Source organism: Nocardia sp. JCM 38205, assembly GCF_058222935.1.
In genome coordinates this window covers 197,354-213,878 of the sequence record NZ_JBYHFL010000003.1, presented here as the reverse complement: position 1 = coordinate 213,878, position 16,525 = coordinate 197,354, and the positions used below count along the sequence as shown (strand labels likewise).

The 16,525-nt window shown below is 70.1% G+C and carries 12 protein-coding genes and 1 riboswitch; of the genes, 6 read left to right on the top strand and 6 right to left on the bottom strand.

The window, feature by feature from the left end; translation table 11 throughout:
• The first annotated feature begins 78 nt into the window (after window positions 1-78).
• Window positions 79-2,127, top strand: coding sequence for a serine/threonine-protein kinase (locus AC4HOU_RS12695; protein WP_194992263.1), 2,049 nt, complete (start codon window positions 79-81; stop codon window positions 2,125-2,127).
• Window position 2,128: 1 nt separating this feature from the next.
• Here the strand turns inward: AC4HOU_RS12695 and hpt are convergent, their stop codons facing one another.
• From hpt to AC4HOU_RS12675, 4 genes are all read right to left on the bottom strand, one after another.
• Window positions 2,129-2,689 (bottom strand): hypoxanthine phosphoribosyltransferase, encoded by a 561-nt coding sequence (hpt, locus tag AC4HOU_RS12690; protein ID WP_194992262.1) that lies wholly within the window; start codon window positions 2,687-2,689, stop codon window positions 2,129-2,131.
• A 103-nt stretch (window positions 2,690-2,792) separates the two neighbouring features.
• Window positions 2,793-3,809, bottom strand: a complete 1,017-nt coding sequence (gene tilS, locus AC4HOU_RS12685; RefSeq protein WP_324197410.1) for a tRNA lysidine(34) synthetase TilS — start codon at window positions 3,807-3,809, stop codon at window positions 2,793-2,795.
• Between the two features lie 134 nt (window positions 3,810-3,943).
• Complete coding sequence (locus AC4HOU_RS12680) at window positions 3,944-5,068, bottom strand: zinc-dependent metalloprotease (protein ID WP_228815228.1); 1,125 nt, start codon at window positions 5,066-5,068, stop codon at window positions 3,944-3,946.
• Between the two features lie 14 nt (window positions 5,069-5,082).
• Window positions 5,083-6,546, bottom strand: coding sequence for a D-alanyl-D-alanine carboxypeptidase/D-alanyl-D-alanine-endopeptidase (locus tag AC4HOU_RS12675; protein ID WP_228815933.1), 1,464 nt, complete (start codon window positions 6,544-6,546; stop codon window positions 5,083-5,085).
• 199 nt (window positions 6,547-6,745) lie between these two features.
• On the opposite strand from AC4HOU_RS12675, the gene AC4HOU_RS12670 reads away from it, so the two are divergent.
• A complete protein-coding gene (locus AC4HOU_RS12670; protein WP_014348688.1) occupies window positions 6,746-7,237 on the top strand; it encodes an inorganic diphosphatase in 492 nt (163 codons plus the stop codon).
• A 149-nt stretch (window positions 7,238-7,386) separates the two neighbouring features.
• On the opposite strand, the gene AC4HOU_RS12665 is transcribed toward AC4HOU_RS12670, so the two are convergent.
• Window positions 7,387-8,208, bottom strand: a complete 822-nt coding sequence (locus AC4HOU_RS12665; protein WP_195020502.1) for a crotonase/enoyl-CoA hydratase family protein — start codon at window positions 8,206-8,208, stop codon at window positions 7,387-7,389.
• A gap of 102 nt (window positions 8,209-8,310) precedes the next feature.
• Between AC4HOU_RS12665 and AC4HOU_RS12660 the strand changes: the two genes are divergently transcribed.
• A complete protein-coding gene (locus AC4HOU_RS12660; RefSeq protein WP_163813658.1) occupies window positions 8,311-8,784 on the top strand; it encodes a YbaK/EbsC family protein in 474 nt (157 codons plus the stop codon).
• Window positions 8,785-8,910: 126 nt separating this feature from the next.
• Window positions 8,911-9,381 carry a flavin reductase family protein gene (locus tag AC4HOU_RS12655; protein WP_228807083.1) on the top strand — a complete coding sequence of 157 codons (471 nt, stop codon included), beginning with the start codon at window positions 8,911-8,913 and terminating at the stop codon, window positions 9,379-9,381.
• A 188-nt stretch (window positions 9,382-9,569) separates the two neighbouring features.
• Here AC4HOU_RS12655 and AC4HOU_RS12650 read toward each other — a convergent pair whose 3' ends face one another.
• Complete coding sequence (locus AC4HOU_RS12650; protein ID WP_195020501.1) at window positions 9,570-10,889, bottom strand: aminotransferase class V-fold PLP-dependent enzyme; 1,320 nt, start codon at window positions 10,887-10,889, stop codon at window positions 9,570-9,572.
• Between the two features lie 45 nt (window positions 10,890-10,934).
• Window positions 10,935-11,048, bottom strand: a riboswitch (SAM riboswitch).
• Window positions 11,049-11,251: 203 nt separating this feature from the next.
• Between AC4HOU_RS12650 and AC4HOU_RS12645 the strand changes: the two genes are divergently transcribed.
• The gene (locus AC4HOU_RS12645; protein WP_195020500.1) at window positions 11,252-15,178 is read left to right on the top strand and encodes a Pls/PosA family non-ribosomal peptide synthetase; all 3,927 of its coding nucleotides are present in this window, start codon (window positions 11,252-11,254) and stop codon (window positions 15,176-15,178) included.
• Window positions 15,175-16,524, top strand: a complete 1,350-nt coding sequence (locus AC4HOU_RS12640) for a M1 family metallopeptidase (RefSeq protein ID WP_195020499.1) — start codon at window positions 15,175-15,177, stop codon at window positions 16,522-16,524. The genes AC4HOU_RS12645 and AC4HOU_RS12640 overlap by 4 nt, the downstream gene beginning before the upstream one ends.
• The last annotated feature ends 1 nt before the right edge of the window (window position 16,525 follow it).

The following is a 16,525-nucleotide window of genomic DNA, read 5'->3' as shown; positions in this document are numbered from 1 at the left end:
TGTGGCGGAGTTTATCGGCAACCCCGTCGGCCGACCAGTGCATGTTTTACGGCATCCACCCAGCAACCCCTCGGGATCATGAGCGCCGAACCGGAAACCACCCCCGACTCCCCTCCCCCAGCGGAATCCTTTGCGGGAGCAGCCTCGCCGGACGTCGACGGCGAGGCGACGACCCAGGCCGATCAGCCGACCCGCACCACGGCCGCGCCCTTCGACATGGCCACCCAGCTCGACGCCGGGCCCGGCAGTGGTTCGGGCACCGGCCCCGGCACCGACGAGGCGCTGGACCGGATCGAGGTCGGCACCAGCATCGGCGATTTCGATCTGCTCACCGGACTCGGCAGCGGCGCCTTCGCCCGCGTCTTCCTGGCCAGACAGCGTTCGCTGCAAAGGCTGGTGGCGGTGAAGGTCTCCGCCGACCACGGCACCGAACCGCAGACGCTGGCCCAGCTCGACCACGACTACATCGTGCGGGTATTCGACCAGCAACTGCTCGAATCCGGCCGGGCACGCGGCTCCCGTCGGCTGCGGTTTCTCTACATGCAGTTCCTGCCCGGCGGCACGCTGCTCGGGGCGCTGCGCTGGGTGCGCGCCACCCCGCCCGAGGAACGCAACGGCAGGCTGCTGCTGGACGCGGTGGACACCGCGATGGAGGAAAAAGGCGAGATCCGGCCCACCGATTCCAGCGTGCGTGCCGAGATCGCCACCCTGAGCTGGCCGGAAACCGTGGCCTGGCTGGGTAGGCGGCTGGCCGAGGCGCTGGACTACGCCGCCTCGCACGGGGTGCTGCACCGCGACGTCAAACCGGCCAATGTCCTGCTCACCGCCGAGGGCGTGCCCAAGCTCGCCGATTTCAACATCAGCTTCAGCCGCAATGTGGAGGGCACCAGCCCGGTGTCGTACTTCGGCGGCTCCCTGACATACATGTCGCCGGAGCAGCTGGAGGCCTGCCATCCCGGCCGCGTACGCGGTGCGGGCGACCTCGACACCCGCGCCGACATCTACTCCCTCGGCGTGCTGCTGTGGGAGCTGCTGACCGGCGCGAAACCCTTCGACGACACCACCGCGGGCGCGGACGACCAAGGCGACGACACCACCCTCGAAGCCATGCTGGAGCGGCGCAGCACCGGCGTCGACGAGTCCGCCCTGGAGCGGCTGCCACCGGATTGCCCCGCCGCGCTGCGCCGAGTCCTGCTCACCTGCCTCGATCCGGACCGGGACCGGCGCTGGCCCAATGGCGCGACGCTGGCCAGACAGTTCGACACCTGCCTCGATCCGAGGGCCCGCGAACTCGTCGACCCGGCCCCGGACAGCTGGCGGCTGCGGCTGCGGCCGTGGATGGTTCCGGTGCTGCTGCTCGCGCTCGGCGTGCCCAACGCGCTGGCCTCGCTGTACAACATCGAGCACAATCACCAGCTCATCGTCAGCAGGCTCTCGGAAGAGGCGCAGCGCAATTTCGTCATCATCACCGGCATCGTCAATTCGATACTTTTTCCGATGGGCATCGCGGTCGTGCTGTACCTGGCGCGGTATGTGCTGCGGGTGACGCGCGGGCTGCGCAAGGGCAAGCGCTACGACTCGGACACTCTGCGGCGCGCCAGACGCGACACGCTACGACTGGGCGATCAGGCCGTCGCCGTCGCGTTCACGCTGTGGGTGGTCGCCGGGTTCACCTTCCCCATCGCGTTGCGGCTGACCACCGACGATCTGCCCGCGCGCGGGGTGTGGCATTTCCTCGCCTCACAGGCGGTCTGCGGCGCCATCGCGGTCGCCTACCCGTTCTTCCTTGCCACCTTCTACCTGGTGCGTTGCGTCTATCCGATCTTCCTCCGGCACGGCGACGTCAGTTCCGAGGACGCGGGCTGGCTGCGCAACCTGGACAAACGCTGCAACGGCTACCTCGCGGTGGCCGCGTCGGTGCCGTTGCTCGCGGTGGCGGGGGTGACGTTCCTGCCGCCCACCGATATCGCGGAGGTGATCGTCGCGGTCCGGGTGCTGTGCGTGGGCGGCATCATCGCCTTCGTCGGCACCTACGTGGTGTTCCGCGCACTCGAAGCCGATCTGCGCGCCTTGGAGCGCGTGGTGTCACCGGGCGATCCGGTGACCAAACGCCTGGCGGCGGCCTAGCTCAGGATTCGCCGCCGTAGACCCTCGGATGCAGGGTGCCGATGTAGGGCAGGTCGCGGTAGCGCTCGGCGTAGTCGAGGCCGTAGCCGACGACGAATTCGTTCGGGATGTCGAAACCGACGTGTGCGACCTCGACCTGGGTGCGCAGCGCGTCGGGCTTGCGCAGCAGGGTGACCACCTCGAGTGAGGCCGGATTGCGGGTGGACAGGTTGCGCATCAGCCACGACAGGGTGAGACCGGAGTCGATGATGTCCTCGACGATCAGCACATTGCGCCCGGCGATGTCCTTGTCCAGGTCCTTCATGATGCGCACCACGCCGGAGGACGAGGTGGACGAACCGTAGGAGGACACGGCCATGAATTCCAGCTGGGTGGGGATCGGCAGCGCCTTGGCCAGATCGGTCATGAAGAAGATCGCGCCCTTGAGCACGCCGATCAGCAGCAGATCACCCTCGGGGGCGTCGGGCGGATAGCGCTTGGCGATCAGTTCGGCCAGTTCCCTGGTCTTGTCGGCAATCTGTTCCTCGGTGATCAGCACCGACGCGATGTCGTCCCCGTACACGTCCGCTGGTTCCCTTCCCTGCGTTGATCCGCGGTGCTCTTGCGGGCCGTCCGTGGTCACGCCGCACTTTCCGGCCGATCGACCGCTGTCGCCGCGGGGCCCGTCACTCGCGCTCGCCCGGGCGAACCCGATCGGTATGCGCGAGTGTCAGCCTGCCACGTTCACGCCCAGCAACCAACCTCGTGCCCGGTTCGCCGCCGCCGACCGCGACTGCGCCCTGTCCACGCCAGGCGGTGACCAGTTGATCGACCGCGTGTAAATGTTTGCCGGTCAGGGCTTTCGCGCCGCCGTCGAGCAGCCAGAACCGGATGGCTCTGCGGCGCAGGGCCGCGGGGGCAGTGGCGAGCGTCTCGCAGGACAAACTCACGTCATGAATGCCGGCCGGTTGCTCCCCCGCGTGGCTCGCCACCCGCAGCAGGTCGCGGGCCAGCTCGTCGAGCACCGCGTTGTCTTCGCGCAGCTGCTCGGCGGTGCGGCCCAGCGCCTCGGCGACGCCGCCGCCGAGTACCTCCTCCAGCAGCGGCAGCACCTCGCTACGCAGCCGGACCCGGGTGAATTCCGGCGAATCGTTGTGCGGGTCCGCATGCGGGGTGAGCCCGAGGTCGGCACAGCACTGGCGAGTGGAGGCGCGCCGCACACCGAGCAGGGGCCTGCCCCACGGCGGGGCGTACGGCGCCATCCCCTGGATGGACCGTGGGCCCGAACCGCGAGCCAGCCCGAGCAGCACGGTTTCGGCCTGATCGTCGAGGGTATGGCCGAGCAGCACCGGCAGGCCCTCGCGGGCGGCGTCCAGCGCCGCATAACGCGCCCGCCTGGCCGCCGCCTCCATTCCGCCCTCGCGGCCCACCTCGACCGGCAGGACGTGCGCGGATCGGCAGCCCAGCTGCAGCGCGGTGGCCGCGGCCGTGGCGGCGACCGCGGCCGATCCCGGTTGGAGCCGGTGGTCGACGATCAATGCGTCGACGGCGTCGGCCTCGGCCACCAGCGCCGCCGTCAGCGCGAGCGAATCCGGGCCGCCGGACAGCCCCACCGCGACCTCGCGGCCGACGTCGTATCGGGTCAGCCAGCCGCGCACCGCATGCCGGAGTTCGAGCACCGCGGACGTCTCGGGTAGGCGCACCGCACCGGCCCGCTCGTCGGATGCCGCTCGGCCCGGCTGCCGTGCCGCGACTCCGTCCGGCCGATCAGATACCGACTCGCCGGATCGAGCGCGCGACCCGCCGCCCGCACCGGCCCGCACGGGCTCGAACGCGCTCATCCCAGGACGCGGCTGATCCACCGTTGCGGGTCTTCGATCTCGTCCGGACGCGGCAGGGTCTCGGCGTCGGTCCAGACAGCATTGAAGCGTTGCATGCCGACGGCGTCGACGACGTGGTCGACGAAGGCCTTGCCACGCACGTACTGGGCCACCTTCGCGTCGACGCCGAGCAGCGCGCGCAGCAGCCGCTGCACCGGGTTGGTCGGGCGTTTGCGGCGCTGGTCGAAGGCGGCGCGGATCTGTTCGACGGTCGGGATGACCGAGGGGCCGACGGCGTCCATCACATGGTCGGCGTGGCCCTCGAGCAGGGTGCCGAGCATCAGCAGCCGGTCCAGTGCCTCGCGTTGCGGTGCGGGCTGGGTGGCGCGCAGCAGGCCGACCACACCGCGGGCGGCGGGATCCTCGGGTGTGCCGTTGCGGCGGCGGTCGCGCACCTCGGACAGCAGACGGGCGAGCATATCGGCCATCGGTTCGTCGCCGACGTCACCGAGGACGTCGACGTTGGCGCGCATGTAGTCGGCCAGCCAGGGCGCCGAGGAGAACTGCACCCGGTGGGTCACCTCGTGCAGGCACACCCAGAAGCGGAAATCGCTCGGCTGCACCCCGAGGGCGCGCTCCACCGACATGATGTTCGGCGCCACCAGCAGCAGGGTGCCGTCGCGGCCGGTGAACGGATCATATTGACCGAGGATCGCGGTGGACAGGAAGGCCAGCATGGCCCCGGCCTGCACGCCCGCCGGTTTCCCGGTGAATGCCCCGCGGCCCTCGCCGACCCCGGTGCCGGTGAGCTGGGCCATCGAATCGGCCGCCGCGCCGATCCAGCCCGGCCGGTCGACGATGCGCGCCTGCGGGACCGGTTCGTCGTCGAGCAGACCGGTCACCTGACGGACCGGTGCTTCGGCGCGCACCGAGGCGTCGGCGAGTTCGCTGACCACCTGTTCGGCGGAGTACCTGCTGGTCCGCGGCCCGGAAGGGACGAGCGCGGCGCCGGTGCGGGCCGCGATCCGCCAGTCGACGGCACCGGACAACCGGGTGCGCCCGCCGGCCTTGCCCGCCGTGTCGACGGCACCACCGCCCGATTCGACGGCACCGGAATCGCCGGGGCGTTGTTCGGTCGTCATAGGTCACCCACCCGTCAGGAGCATCCGCAATTACGCAGTGTGGCCGCGATGGCATCCAATGCGGGTCTGCTCACCTCCGGCGGCCGATCGCTCGACATCAACGCGAAGGTGAGGACTCGCCCATCACTGTCCAGCACATACCCGACCAACGTGCTGGCCACCGACAGAGTTCCGGTCTTGGCCCGGACCCAGCCCGCGCCATCCCGGTCCCGTACCACATAACGGCTGGTCAGCGAGCCGGTAGCGCCCGCAACGGGTAGATCATCGAGCAGCGGTGCGAGCTGCGCCGAGAGCGAGGGTTCGGTGCCGGAATCCCGGCCGGGGGACGCACCGGGACGCACCAGGCCGCCGGGCCGCAGGCCCGGGTTCGTGCTGGCCGGGGTGTTCGCCTGCTCGGTGATCTCGTCGTCGCGCGCGGCCGTCGCCAGGATCCGGTCCAGCACCTGCGCCGGGATGCGGTCGTCCACCGACAGGCCGCTGGTGTCGTGCATGCTGACGCCGGTCAGATCGAAGCCCGCCTGCTCGAGCGTCTCCTGGACCGCGGCGGCCGCACCGTCGAACGAGGCGGGCCGTCCGGTGGCCGTGGCGATTTCGCGGCCGATGGTTTCAGCGAGCACATTGTCCGAATGCACCATCATCGCGTGCAGCCGCTGCCCCAGCGGCGCCGAGGAGACGCTCGCGATCTGCTTCGAACCCGCGGGTGCGGTGCCGGGACGGACCCGTTCGGCGCTCACACCGAGTTCGGCCGCGAGCCGACGGCCGACATCGAGGCCGGGCGAATCGGAACGGGGCGCGTATTCGACCAGCGGGTCGAGCCGGCCGCCGTCGAGCATCAGCGGCTCGATCGGCGCGATGGAACCGCCCGGGATATCGATCGGATCCCAGCCGCGCGCCATCGCAGGCCCCGAGTACAGCAAGGTGTCGACCACGATGGAGTCGACCGGAATCTGTGCGGCCCGAATCTGGTCGACCAGGTCCGACAGCTTCGGCCCGCCCGGGTAGTAGCCCTTGCCGTCGGGCTGCGCGGTGAGCGTCGGATCACCGCCGCCGACCAGCACGATCTCCCCCGGCGCCGAGCCGGCGACCACGGTGGTGTGTACCCGCTGATCCTCGGGCAAGGTGAGCAACGCGGCCGCGGTGGTCAGGATCTTGGCGGTCGAGGACGGCACCATGGGCTTGGCCGCCTCGGCGCTCCACAGCACCGTGCCGGTGTCGGCATCGGTCACCGAACCGGCGAAACCGCCCAGATCCGGATTCGACACCACCGGGGCCAGCGCCGCGGCCAGGCCCGCCGCACTCGGCGCGGGCGCGTCGTCGGGGGCGGGCGCGACCGCGGGGAACGGCCGCACCGGCACCGGAGGCTCGGCGATGGTGAGCCCACCGTGCCGGAACTCCTCGCTCCACGGCTGCACGGTCACCGCGACGCCGGTGCCCACCGCGAGCAACACCACCAGCGTGGTGATCAGACCGATCCACATCCGGCGCCGTCGCCGCGAGGCAAGCCCGCCGATGTTCTTACCCACCACGTTGTCCGCCGTCTCCTCACGCCCGCCACATCCGCTTGGCCCACACTATCCTCGTTCGGCTACCGTTCCCCCGAACGACCTGGCGCGTCGGCGGCCCGTCGGCCCGCTGAACAGCCGCAGTACACCAGAGGCACCGGAAGAAGGAGTTGGCGTGGAGTTCGACGTCACCATCGAGATCCCCAAGGGTTCGCGCAACAAGTACGAGGTGGACCACGAGACCGGACGGGTCCGGCTCGATCGTTTCCTCTACACCTCCATGGTGTACCCCGCCGACTACGGCTACATCGAGAACACCCTCGGCGAGGACGGCGACCCGCTGGACGCGCTGGTCCTGCTGCCCGATTCGGTGTTCCCCGGCGTCATCGTCGAGGCCCGCCCGGTCGCCATGTACAAGATGACCGACGAGGCAGGCGGCGACGACAAGGTGCTGTGCGTGCCCGCCGGTGACCCGCGCTGGGACCACATCCAGGACCTGAAGGACGTCCCGGAGTTCGAGCTGGCCGCGATCAAGCACTTCTTCGAGCGCTACAAGGACCTCGAGCCCGGCAAGTACGTCAAGGGATCGGAGTGGGTCGGCCGCGCCGAGGCCGAAGCCGAGGTCGAGGCGTCCATCCAGCGCCTGAAGGACCAGGGCGGACACTGAGCGTCGCCGGGGCGGCCCGCTGAGACGTCGAGCGGTCGCACCATAGATCGACAGCGGCACATCACCGAGATAGCGCCCGACCAGGCGTCTCGGTGGTGTGCCGCTCGGCGTTCGGCAATGGAGACGGTCCCCTCACCCGGACTGCTCGCTCAGCGGCCCTTGAACTGCGGGGCGCGCTTCTCGAAGACGGCCTGAATCGCCTCGGTCAGATCCTCCGACGGCAGGAACGCCGCGTTCCACGCCGACACATAGCGCAGCCCTTCGGCCACCTCGGAGGCATTGCGCTGATACAGCACGTCCTTGGCGCCCTGCACCACCAGCGGCGGGTTGGCGGCGATCTCCCGCGCGGTGGCGTGCGCGGCCTCCAGGGTGGCCTGCTGATCGTCGAAGACGTCGTTGACCAGGCCGATCTTCTCCGCCCGCGCGGCGTCGATGTCCTTGCCGGTGTAGGCCAGTTCGCGCAGGTGACCTTCGCCGATGATGGCGGGCAGCCGGTGCAGCGAGCCGATATCGGCGACGATGGCGACCTTGGCCTCACGCAGGCTGAACTTGGCCTCGGCGCTGGCGTAGCGGATGTCGACGGCGGCGATCAGGTCCAGGCCACCGCCGATGCACCAGCCCGAGACCGCGGCGATGACGGGCTTGCGGCAGTCGGCCACCGCCGTCACCGCGGCCTGCATGCGGCGGATCTCGTGCAGGAAGTCGGTGCGCGGGGCGGCCAGCGCCTTGTCGGCGAGCAGCGGGCCGAAGGTGCCGCTCATCGCGGGCAGGTCCAGACCGTAGGAGAAGTGCTTGCCCGAACCGGTCAGCACGATCGCGCGGACCTCGGGGTCGGCGTCGAGGGCGGTGAAGATCTCGGGGAGCTCGCGCCAGAAGTCGGGGCCCATCGCATTGCCCTTACCGGGGCCGGTCAGGGTGACCTGCGCGACGTGGTCGCTGGTTTCGACGGTGAAAGCCTGCCAATCAGTCATCTGTACAGCGTATACACGGCGGTAACGGCGGCGATACCGTGTGGGATGGAACCCGTTATCGCGAACCCGGCAGCCGGAAGCGGTTAGCTCTACCCTGGATTCATGCGCAGGTCACTTCCTCCGGTCGCCTGCCGGGTCGCGGACACCCTGATCGCCCGGGGCCACCACGGCGTCATCGTCACCCACCCGGATCGGCCCACCGCCGCGGCCGACGCCGCCCGCGCCCTCGGCGTCGACATCGGCGCCATCACCCTGGCCCGGCTGTACCTGCTCGACGATGATCCGGTGCTGCTGCTGGTCTCCGGCGGCCACGACGTGGATCTCGCCCACACCGGCGAACGGCTGGAAGGCACCCTCACGCCCGCCCCCGACGAGCTCGTCCTCGAAGTGACCGGCCATCCCGTGGATGCCGTCGCCCCCGTCGGCCATCCGACCAACATTCCCACCTGGGTCGACACCGCCCTGTCCCACCACCGCGAACTGTGGGCGGCCGGCGGTCATCCGGATGCGGTGTTCCGCACGACCTTTCGGGAACTGGTACGCATCACCGCGGGCCTGCCGATCGACGTGGACTGAAACCCGTGTAGCGGCAGGCAGTAGTTTCGTCATGTGACCGACGCGCATGAACCGACCGCCGCGGAAGCCCGGCTGCGGGTGCCCGACGACCTGAGCGGCATCACCGCCGAGCAGTACCGCGCCTCGATGCGGCACTATCCGTCCGGGGTGACGGTGGTGACATTGTCGTCGCCGAACGGCCCGGTCGGGTTCACGGCGACCTCGTTCGCGTCGCTGTCGCTGGAACCGCCGCTGGTGTCGTTCAATATCGCGCACACCTCGTCGAGCCTGGCGGCGATGAGCGAGGCGGATTCGGTGGTGATCCATTTCCTCGGCGAACATCAGCGCCATATCGCGCAGCGGTTCGCGCGCAGCGCCGAGGAACGCTTCACCGACCGGTCGCTGTGGACCACGCTGGACACCGGCGAACCGGTCCTGCACGGTACGCCGATCTGGCTGCGCACCACCGTCGAGCAGCGCATTCCCATCGGCGATCACACCTTCATCGTCGGCCGGGTGACCCGCGTGCACGACGCCACCGAGGAGAAGCCGGCGGCCGCGCCGCTGCTGTATCACAACGGGCGCTACCACCGCCCCACCCCGCTGGACGAGGACTGATTCGGCGCGGTCACCTGCCCGGCCTGCTCTGACCGGCTGCTGGACCACGCACCGGCACCCAGCCGCTCCGCGCAGAGGGTGCCACGGAGTGACGGCAAGCGGCTGCGCCCCGGGGCCGATGCGATGGCGGCAGTGCTCGCACCGGGTCGTCCAGAATCCCGCAACACCTCGGTGGCCGGTGCCGGCGGTCAGCCGATGAGGCAGGGCGCCGCACCCGCATCCTCGGCGCCGGTGAACGACCTGGTTTCCGGGCTCGGATTCCACAGCCCGCTGGTGCAGGTGTAATCCCATGCGGGGCCGTCCTGCACGAGCGCGGCGACCGCCGAGACCAGCCGGTCCACGTCGGCGGAATCGGTGCCGAGGCCGATGCTCGCGCGCAGCGCGCCATCGAGCCCCAGCCTGGCCAGCAGCGGATGCGCGCAGAACCGGCCGTCGCGCACACCGATGCCGTGTTCGGCCGACAGATACGCAGCCACCTGGCCGGGTGCGAAACCGTCGAGTGTGAAGGCGACGATGCCGACGGTGTCGGGGCTGTCGGACCACAGGCGCAGCAGCCGCACACCCGGGATCGCGCACAAGCCCGCGCGCAGCCGCTCGGCGAGCCGCCGTTCGTGCGCGATCACCCGCTCGGCGTCGATCTCGGACAGTGCGTCGCAGGCAGCGGCCAGGGCCGCGACACCGAGCACATTCGGCGAACCGGCCTCGTGCCGTTGCGGCGCGGGTGCCCACTCGGTGCCGTCGACGCGCACCTCACGCACCGCACCACCGCCGGCCAGGTACGGCGGCGCCGCATCGAGCCAATCCCGCTTACCCACCAGCACCCCCGCGCCGAACGGCGCGTACAGCTTGTGACCGGAGAAAGCGAGATAATCGATGCCGCACTCGCGCAGGCTGATTCGCCGATGCGGTGCCAGCTGCGCGGCGTCGACCAGGATGCGGGCGCCGCACTGGTGGGCGATCTCGGCCAGCCGGGCCAGCGGCAGCACTTCCCCGGTCACATTGGAGGCACCGGTAACCGCCAGCAGCGCAGCCGGTTTCGCGCACAACTCGGCGACGAGCCGGCGAATCGTCTCCTCGACGGTATCGGCCGCGGCCACCACGCGCCGCCCACGCCGTTGCCAGGGCAGGAAATTGGCGTGGTGTTCGACATCGAGCACCACCGTGTCGCCGGGCACGCAGGCGGCGAGCAGGTTCAGCGAGTCGGTGGTGTTGCGGGTGAAGACCACCACCTGGTCGTCTGCCGCATCCAGGAACCGGGCCACCGAACCGCGGGCGGCCTCATAGCATTCGGTGGAGATCCGCGAGGCGTAGCCGGCGCCGCGGTGCACGCTGGCGTAGAGCGGCAGCAGCCGCTGCACCCGGTCGGCGACCTGAGCCAGCGCGGGCGCGCTCGCGGCATAGTCGAAATTGGCGTAAGTGCAGGTCCCGCCCTGTACGAGGGGTACCTGGAGGTCGTCTCCGGAGACCCTGGCGAGGGCGGCACAGGTCTGATCGAACACAGCGGTCATCACGTCATCCCATCGGCTTAGGGACCCGCGAAAGAGGATTCGTCGAGTCCGCGCTTGCCGCGCCCGGTCGGGCGTCGGCCCGGTCGTCACCCGGAGCACCCCACCGCGGAGGAGGGTTGCCGGCCAGCAAGCCGGGGCTTGACGCTGGCACTCATGACCTGTGGCGAGATTGGCAGACCGGCCGCGCCGCTGTCAACCCGTCCCGCGCTGCGGGTACCGTTGACTACTGGTCACCGGGGTGTTTTCCGTTTGCCCATTGGTAACCCTCGTATGAAACAACCGTCTTCGAGAATTAGTTGGTGAGGCCGTACCGCCGAACATGGTTACTGCCGGACAGTGCTGAGGAAGGTGGGCCGGACGTGATGCTCCAGCCGCAGATCGACACCGATGGTTCGGTCCAGGAGCTCGATCCGCTGCTACGTTCGACCCTCGCCCCACCTGCGCGAACGCTGGTCGACATCCTCGCCGAGACGGCACGTGCCCATCCGGACGCCCCCGCCATCGACGACGGCGATACCGCCCTCACCTACACCGAGCTCCTCGCCGAGATCGCCGCGACGGTCGAGCGCCTCGGCGCGGCGGGGGTGCGGCGCGGCGACCGCGTCGGGGTGCGGATGCCGTCCGGTACCCGTGAGCTCTACGTCACGATTCTCGCGGTACTGCACGCGGGCGCGGCCTACGTACCCGTGGACGCCGACGATCCCGACGAACGCGCCCGCCTGGTCTTCGGCGAGGCGCGGGTCACCGCGATCGTCACCGCCGCCGGGATCGAAGCGACCGAGCACGCCAGCACGGCAAACGATGGGCAACCCGACGGGCCGCAGCAGCCCTCCCCCGCCGACGACGCCTGGATCATCTTCACCTCCGGCTCCACCGGCACGCCGAAAGGTGTTGCGGTAACCCATCGCAACGCTGCCGCCCTGGTCGACGCCGAGGCCCGGTTGTTCCTCCGCGATGCCCCGATCGGCCCCGGCGACCGGGTGCTGGCCGGACTGTCGGTGGCCTTCGACGCCTCCTGTGAGGAGATGTGGCTGGCCTGGCGGCACGGCGGCTGTCTGGTCCCCGCACCTCGCGCGCTGGTGCGCACCGGCGCCGATCTCGGTCCGTGGCTGGTGCGGCACGAGATCAGCGTCGTCTCCACCGTGCCGACGCTGGCGGCGACCTGGCCCGCCGAAGCGCTGGAACCGGTGCGGCTGCTCATCTTCGGCGGCGAGGCCGTGCCGCCGGAGCTGGCCGAACGTCTGGCGGGCGACCCGGAATCCGAACGCGAGGTGTGGAACACCTACGGCCCCACCGAAACCACCGTCGTCGCGTGCGCGGCGCTGCTGGACGGGAACTGGCCGGTGCGCATCGGTTTGCCGCTGGACGGCTGGGATCTGGCCGTCGTCGACGCCGCCGGTAATCCGGTGGGCGAGGGCGAATCCGGCGAACTGGTGATCGGCGGCGTCGGCCTGGCCCGCTATCTGGATCCGGCCAAGGACGCCGAGAAGTACGCGCCGCTGGCCTCCCTCGGCTGGGAACGCGCCTACCGCAGCGGCGATCTGGTGCGCAACGACAAGGCCGGACTGGTCTTCATCGGCCGCGCCGACGATCAGGTGAAGGTGGGCGGGCGCCGCATCGAACTCGGCGAACTCGACAACGCGCTGCAACATCTGCCCGGGGTGAGCGGTGCGGCCGCCGCCGTCCGCACCACCGCCGCAGGCAATCAGATCCTGGTCGGCTACCTCACCGGTATCCCACCCGATTACGACATCAAGGCCGCCCGCGCGCTGCTCGCCGAGCAATTGCCCGCCCCGCTGGTGCCGCGGCTGGTGGTGGTGCCGGAACTACCCACCCGCACCTCGGGCAAAGTCGACCGCGACGCCCTGCCCTGGCCGGTGGGCGGCAGCGACGAGACCGTCGACCACGGGCTCACCGGCACCGCCGCCTGGGTGGCCGAGCTGTGGAGTTCGATCCTCGGCGCCGAGATCACCGGCGCGGACGCTGATTTCTTCGATCTCGGCGGCGGCTCGCTCTCGGCGGCACAGCTGGTGACCGCACTGCGGCAACGGTATCCGCGCATCGCGGTCGCCGACCTGTACGACCATCCGCGGCTGGGCGCGCTGGCCGAATTCCTCGACGAGACCGCGCCGTCGGACGCCGTCGTCGAACGGACCGTCCGCCCGACGCCGCTGTCCGCACAGTGCGCCCAAGTCCTCGCCACCCTTCCGTTGACCACGCTCACCGGCCTGCAATGGCTCACCTGGTTGGCCATCGCGGGCAATATCGCGAGCTGGGCGGGCGCGCTGCCCTGGCTGCCGCAGCTGTCGTGGTGGTGGACGCTGCTGCTGTTCGTCGTCTTCATCACCCCGCTGGGCCGGATGAGCATCTGTGTCGCAGGCGCCCGGCTGCTGTTGCGCGGGGTCGCACCCGGCAGCTATCCGCGCGGTGGTTCGGTGCATCTGCGGCTGTGGGCGGCGGTGCGGCTCTCGGAGGCCAGTGGTGCCGAGAACCTGTCCGGCGCACCGTGGATGGTGCCGTTCGCGCGGGCATTGGGCGCGAAGATCGGCAAGGGCGTCGACCTGCACACGCTGCCGCCGGTGACCGGAATGCTCGAACTCGGCGACGGATGCAGCGTCGAGCCCGAAGTGGACCTGTCCGGTTACTGGATCGACGGCGACGTCGTGCATATCGGGCCCATCGTGGTCGGCCGCGGCGCGGTGATCGGCGCGCGCTCGATCCTGCTGCCCGGCACCAAGATCGGCCGTGACGCCGAGATCGCGGCCGGTTCGGCGGTCTCCGGGAAGGTCAAGCCGGATCAGGAGTGGGCGGGCTCGCCCGCGGTGAAGGTCGGCAAGGCCAGGCACCGCTGGCCCGCCGAGACGCCGAAACGCGCGATTCACTGGGTGCTCGCGTTCGCCATCAGCTCGATGGGCCTGGCCGCGATGCCCATTCTCGGGCTGGCCGCCGGTGGCGCGCTGATCGTCTGGTGGATCCGCGACACCACCACCATCGCGGGCGCACTCGGACGTGGCCTGCTCATGCTGCCGGTGGCCACCCTGGTGAGCCTGCTCGTCTACGCCGTGGCCACGGTGCTCGCGGTGCGGGTGCTCAGCCTCGGCCTCACCGAGGGCTACCACCCGGTTCGCAGCCGCGTCGGCTGGCAGGTGTGGGCCACCGAACGGCTGCTCGACGGCGCCCGCAACTTCCTGTTCCCGCTCTACGCCAGCCTGCTCACCCCCATCTGGTTGCGGCTGCTCGGCGCCAAGATCGGTAAGCGGGTGGAAGCTTCGACGGTATTGCTGCTGCCGAAGTTCACCACCGTCGCCGATGGCGCGTTCCTGGCCGACGACACCATGATCGCCAGTTACGAACTCGGCGGCGGCTGGCTGCGCATCGGCGAGGCGAAGGTCGGCAAACGCGCCTTCCTCGGCAACTCCGGGATGACCGCGCCCGGGCGCCGGGTGCCGAAGAACGGGCTGGTCGCCGTGCTCTCGGCCGCCCCGAGCAAGGCCAAGGCGGGCTCGTCCTGGCTCGGCAGCCCGCCCGTGCGGCTGCGCCGCGCCGCCGAAACCGCCGATACCGAGCGCACCTTCGATCCGCCGCTGCGGCTGCGAGTCTTCCGCGGCGTGGTGGAAACCTGCCGCCTGCTGCCGGTGCTCGTCACCTTCGCGATCGGCGTCGGCGTGCTGTTCACGCTGGCCTGGCTGGCGCAGAACATCGGCTACCCGGGCGCCGCGCTGCTCTCGGGTGTGGTGCTCATGGTCGCGGGCGCGCTGGCCTGCGCGAGCGCGATCACCGCCAAATGGCTGCTGATCGGCCGGATCCGCGCCGAAGAACATCCGCTGTGGAGTTCGTTCGTATGGCGTAACGAGGTGTCCGACAGCTTCGTGGAAACGGTGGCGGCACCGTGGTTCGCGCGCGCCGCGACGGGTACTCCGGTGCTGAATCTGTGGCTGCGTGGTCTGGGTGCCCGTATCGGTCGCGGTGTGTGGTGCGAGTCCTATTGGCTACCGGAGGCGGATTTGGTGACCCTCGGCGACGGCGCGACCGTGGAACGCGGTTGTGTGGTGCAGACCCATCTGTTCCACGATCGGATCATGTCGATGGACACCGTCACCCTCGGACCGGGCGCCACCCTCGGCCCGCACTGCGTCGCCCTGCCCGCCGCGACCATCGGCGCGGGCGCGACCATCGGCCCGGCCTCGCTGGTCATGCGCGGCGACACGGTGCCGCCGTCGACGCGGTGGTGGGGCAATCCGATCGCGCCATGGGCTGCGGCCGCCGATCCAGGGGCCGCCGGCCGATGAGAGGCAAGTTCTACGACGCCCCCATCGACGAGTACCTGCCGCAGAACGGAAACCGGGGCTATCGGGTCTCACGGTACGAACTCGACCTCACCTACAAGGTCGCCAGCAACCGGCTCGCCGGCCGTGCCGACATCACCGCGGTCACCACCGAGGTCCGCCCGCGCTTCGCCCTCGACCTGTCGCAATCGCTGTCGGTGTCGAAGGTCCTGGTCAACGGCAGCAAGGTCGCGAAGTACACCCATCAGCACGGCAAACTCGTCATCACCCCGCAGCAGCGGATCCCGGCCGGTGGGCTCCTCGCGGTCACGGTGCAGTACGCGGGCACCCCGCGCCCGGTGCGCGGCCCGTGGGGTGAGGTGGGCTGGGAGGAACTCACCGACGGGGCCTTGGTCGCCAGCCAGCCCAATGGCGCCGCGTCCTGGTTCCCCTGCGACGATCATCCGAGTTCCAAGGCCAGCTACCGCATTTCGATCACCACCGACACCCCCTACCACGCCCTCGCCAATGGCACCCTGCTGCGCAAGCAGACCAAGGCCAGCCAGACCACCTGGGTCTACGAGCAGTCCGAACCGATGTCGAGCTATCTGGCGACCATCCAGATCGGCCAGTACCGCAAACACCGGATCGGCCCCGCGCACGGTCCGGTCCCCATGCACGCCCTGGTACCCGCCCGCCTGCGCGCGAACTTCGACCACGATTTCGCCCGGCAGCCGCAGATGCTCGCGGTGTTCATCGACAAGTTCGGGCCGTATCCGTTCGAGGCGTACACGGTGGTCGTCACCGATGACGAGCTGGAGATCCCGATCGAGGCACAGGGCATCTCGATCTTCGGCGCCAACCACTGCGACGGCCGCCGTGGCGCGGAACGACTCGTCGCGCACGAACTCGCCCACCAGTGGTTCGGCAACAGCCTCACCATCCGGCAGTGGCGCGATATCTGGCTGCACGAGGGCTTCGCCTGCTACGCGGAATGGATCTGGTCCGAGGCCTCCGGCGGGCCGAGCGCCGACCAGCAGGCCAGGGCGGCGCGGCACAATCTGGCGCGGCAACCGCAGGACATCGTCGTCGGCGATCCTGGGCCCGCGCACATGTTCGACGATCGGGTCTACAAGCGTGGCGCGCTGTGCCTGCATTCGCTGCGGCTCGAGCTCGGCGATACCGCGTTCTTCGACATGCTGCGGGAATGGACCTCGCGCTATCGGCACGCCTCGGTGACCACCGAGGAGTTCACCGATCTGGCGGGGCACTACAGCTTGGTGCCGCTGCGCCCACTGTGGGACAGCTGGCTGCTGGCCGAGGCATTGCCACAGCTACCGCCCTCGGGTGGGATGTCGACCGGCGCCTGAG

Bases quoted from the DNA above. Each gene is read 5' to 3' on its own strand.
- AC4HOU_RS12695 (WP_194992263.1), top strand. From the start codon at position 79: ATGAGCGCCGAACCGGAAACCACCCCCGACTCCCCTCCCCCAGCGGAA.
- AC4HOU_RS12680 (WP_228815228.1), bottom strand. From the start codon at position 5,068: ATGACGACCGAACAACGCCCCGGCGATTCCGGTGCCGTCGAATCGGGC.
- AC4HOU_RS12675 (WP_228815933.1), bottom strand. From the start codon at position 6,546: ATGTGGATCGGTCTGATCACCACGCTGGTGGTGTTGCTCGCGGTGGGC.
- AC4HOU_RS12665 (WP_195020502.1), bottom strand. From the start codon at position 8,208: ATGACTGATTGGCAGGCTTTCACCGTCGAAACCAGCGACCACGTCGCG.
- AC4HOU_RS12660 (WP_163813658.1), top strand. From the start codon at position 8,311: ATGCGCAGGTCACTTCCTCCGGTCGCCTGCCGGGTCGCGGACACCCTG.
- AC4HOU_RS12655 (WP_228807083.1), top strand. From the start codon at position 8,911: ATGCGGCACTATCCGTCCGGGGTGACGGTGGTGACATTGTCGTCGCCG.
- AC4HOU_RS12650 (WP_195020501.1), bottom strand. From the start codon at position 10,889: ATGACCGCTGTGTTCGATCAGACCTGTGCCGCCCTCGCCAGGGTCTCC.
- AC4HOU_RS12645 (WP_195020500.1), top strand. From the start codon at position 11,252: ATGCTCCAGCCGCAGATCGACACCGATGGTTCGGTCCAGGAGCTCGAT.
- AC4HOU_RS12640 (WP_195020499.1), top strand. From the start codon at position 15,175: ATGAGAGGCAAGTTCTACGACGCCCCCATCGACGAGTACCTGCCGCAG.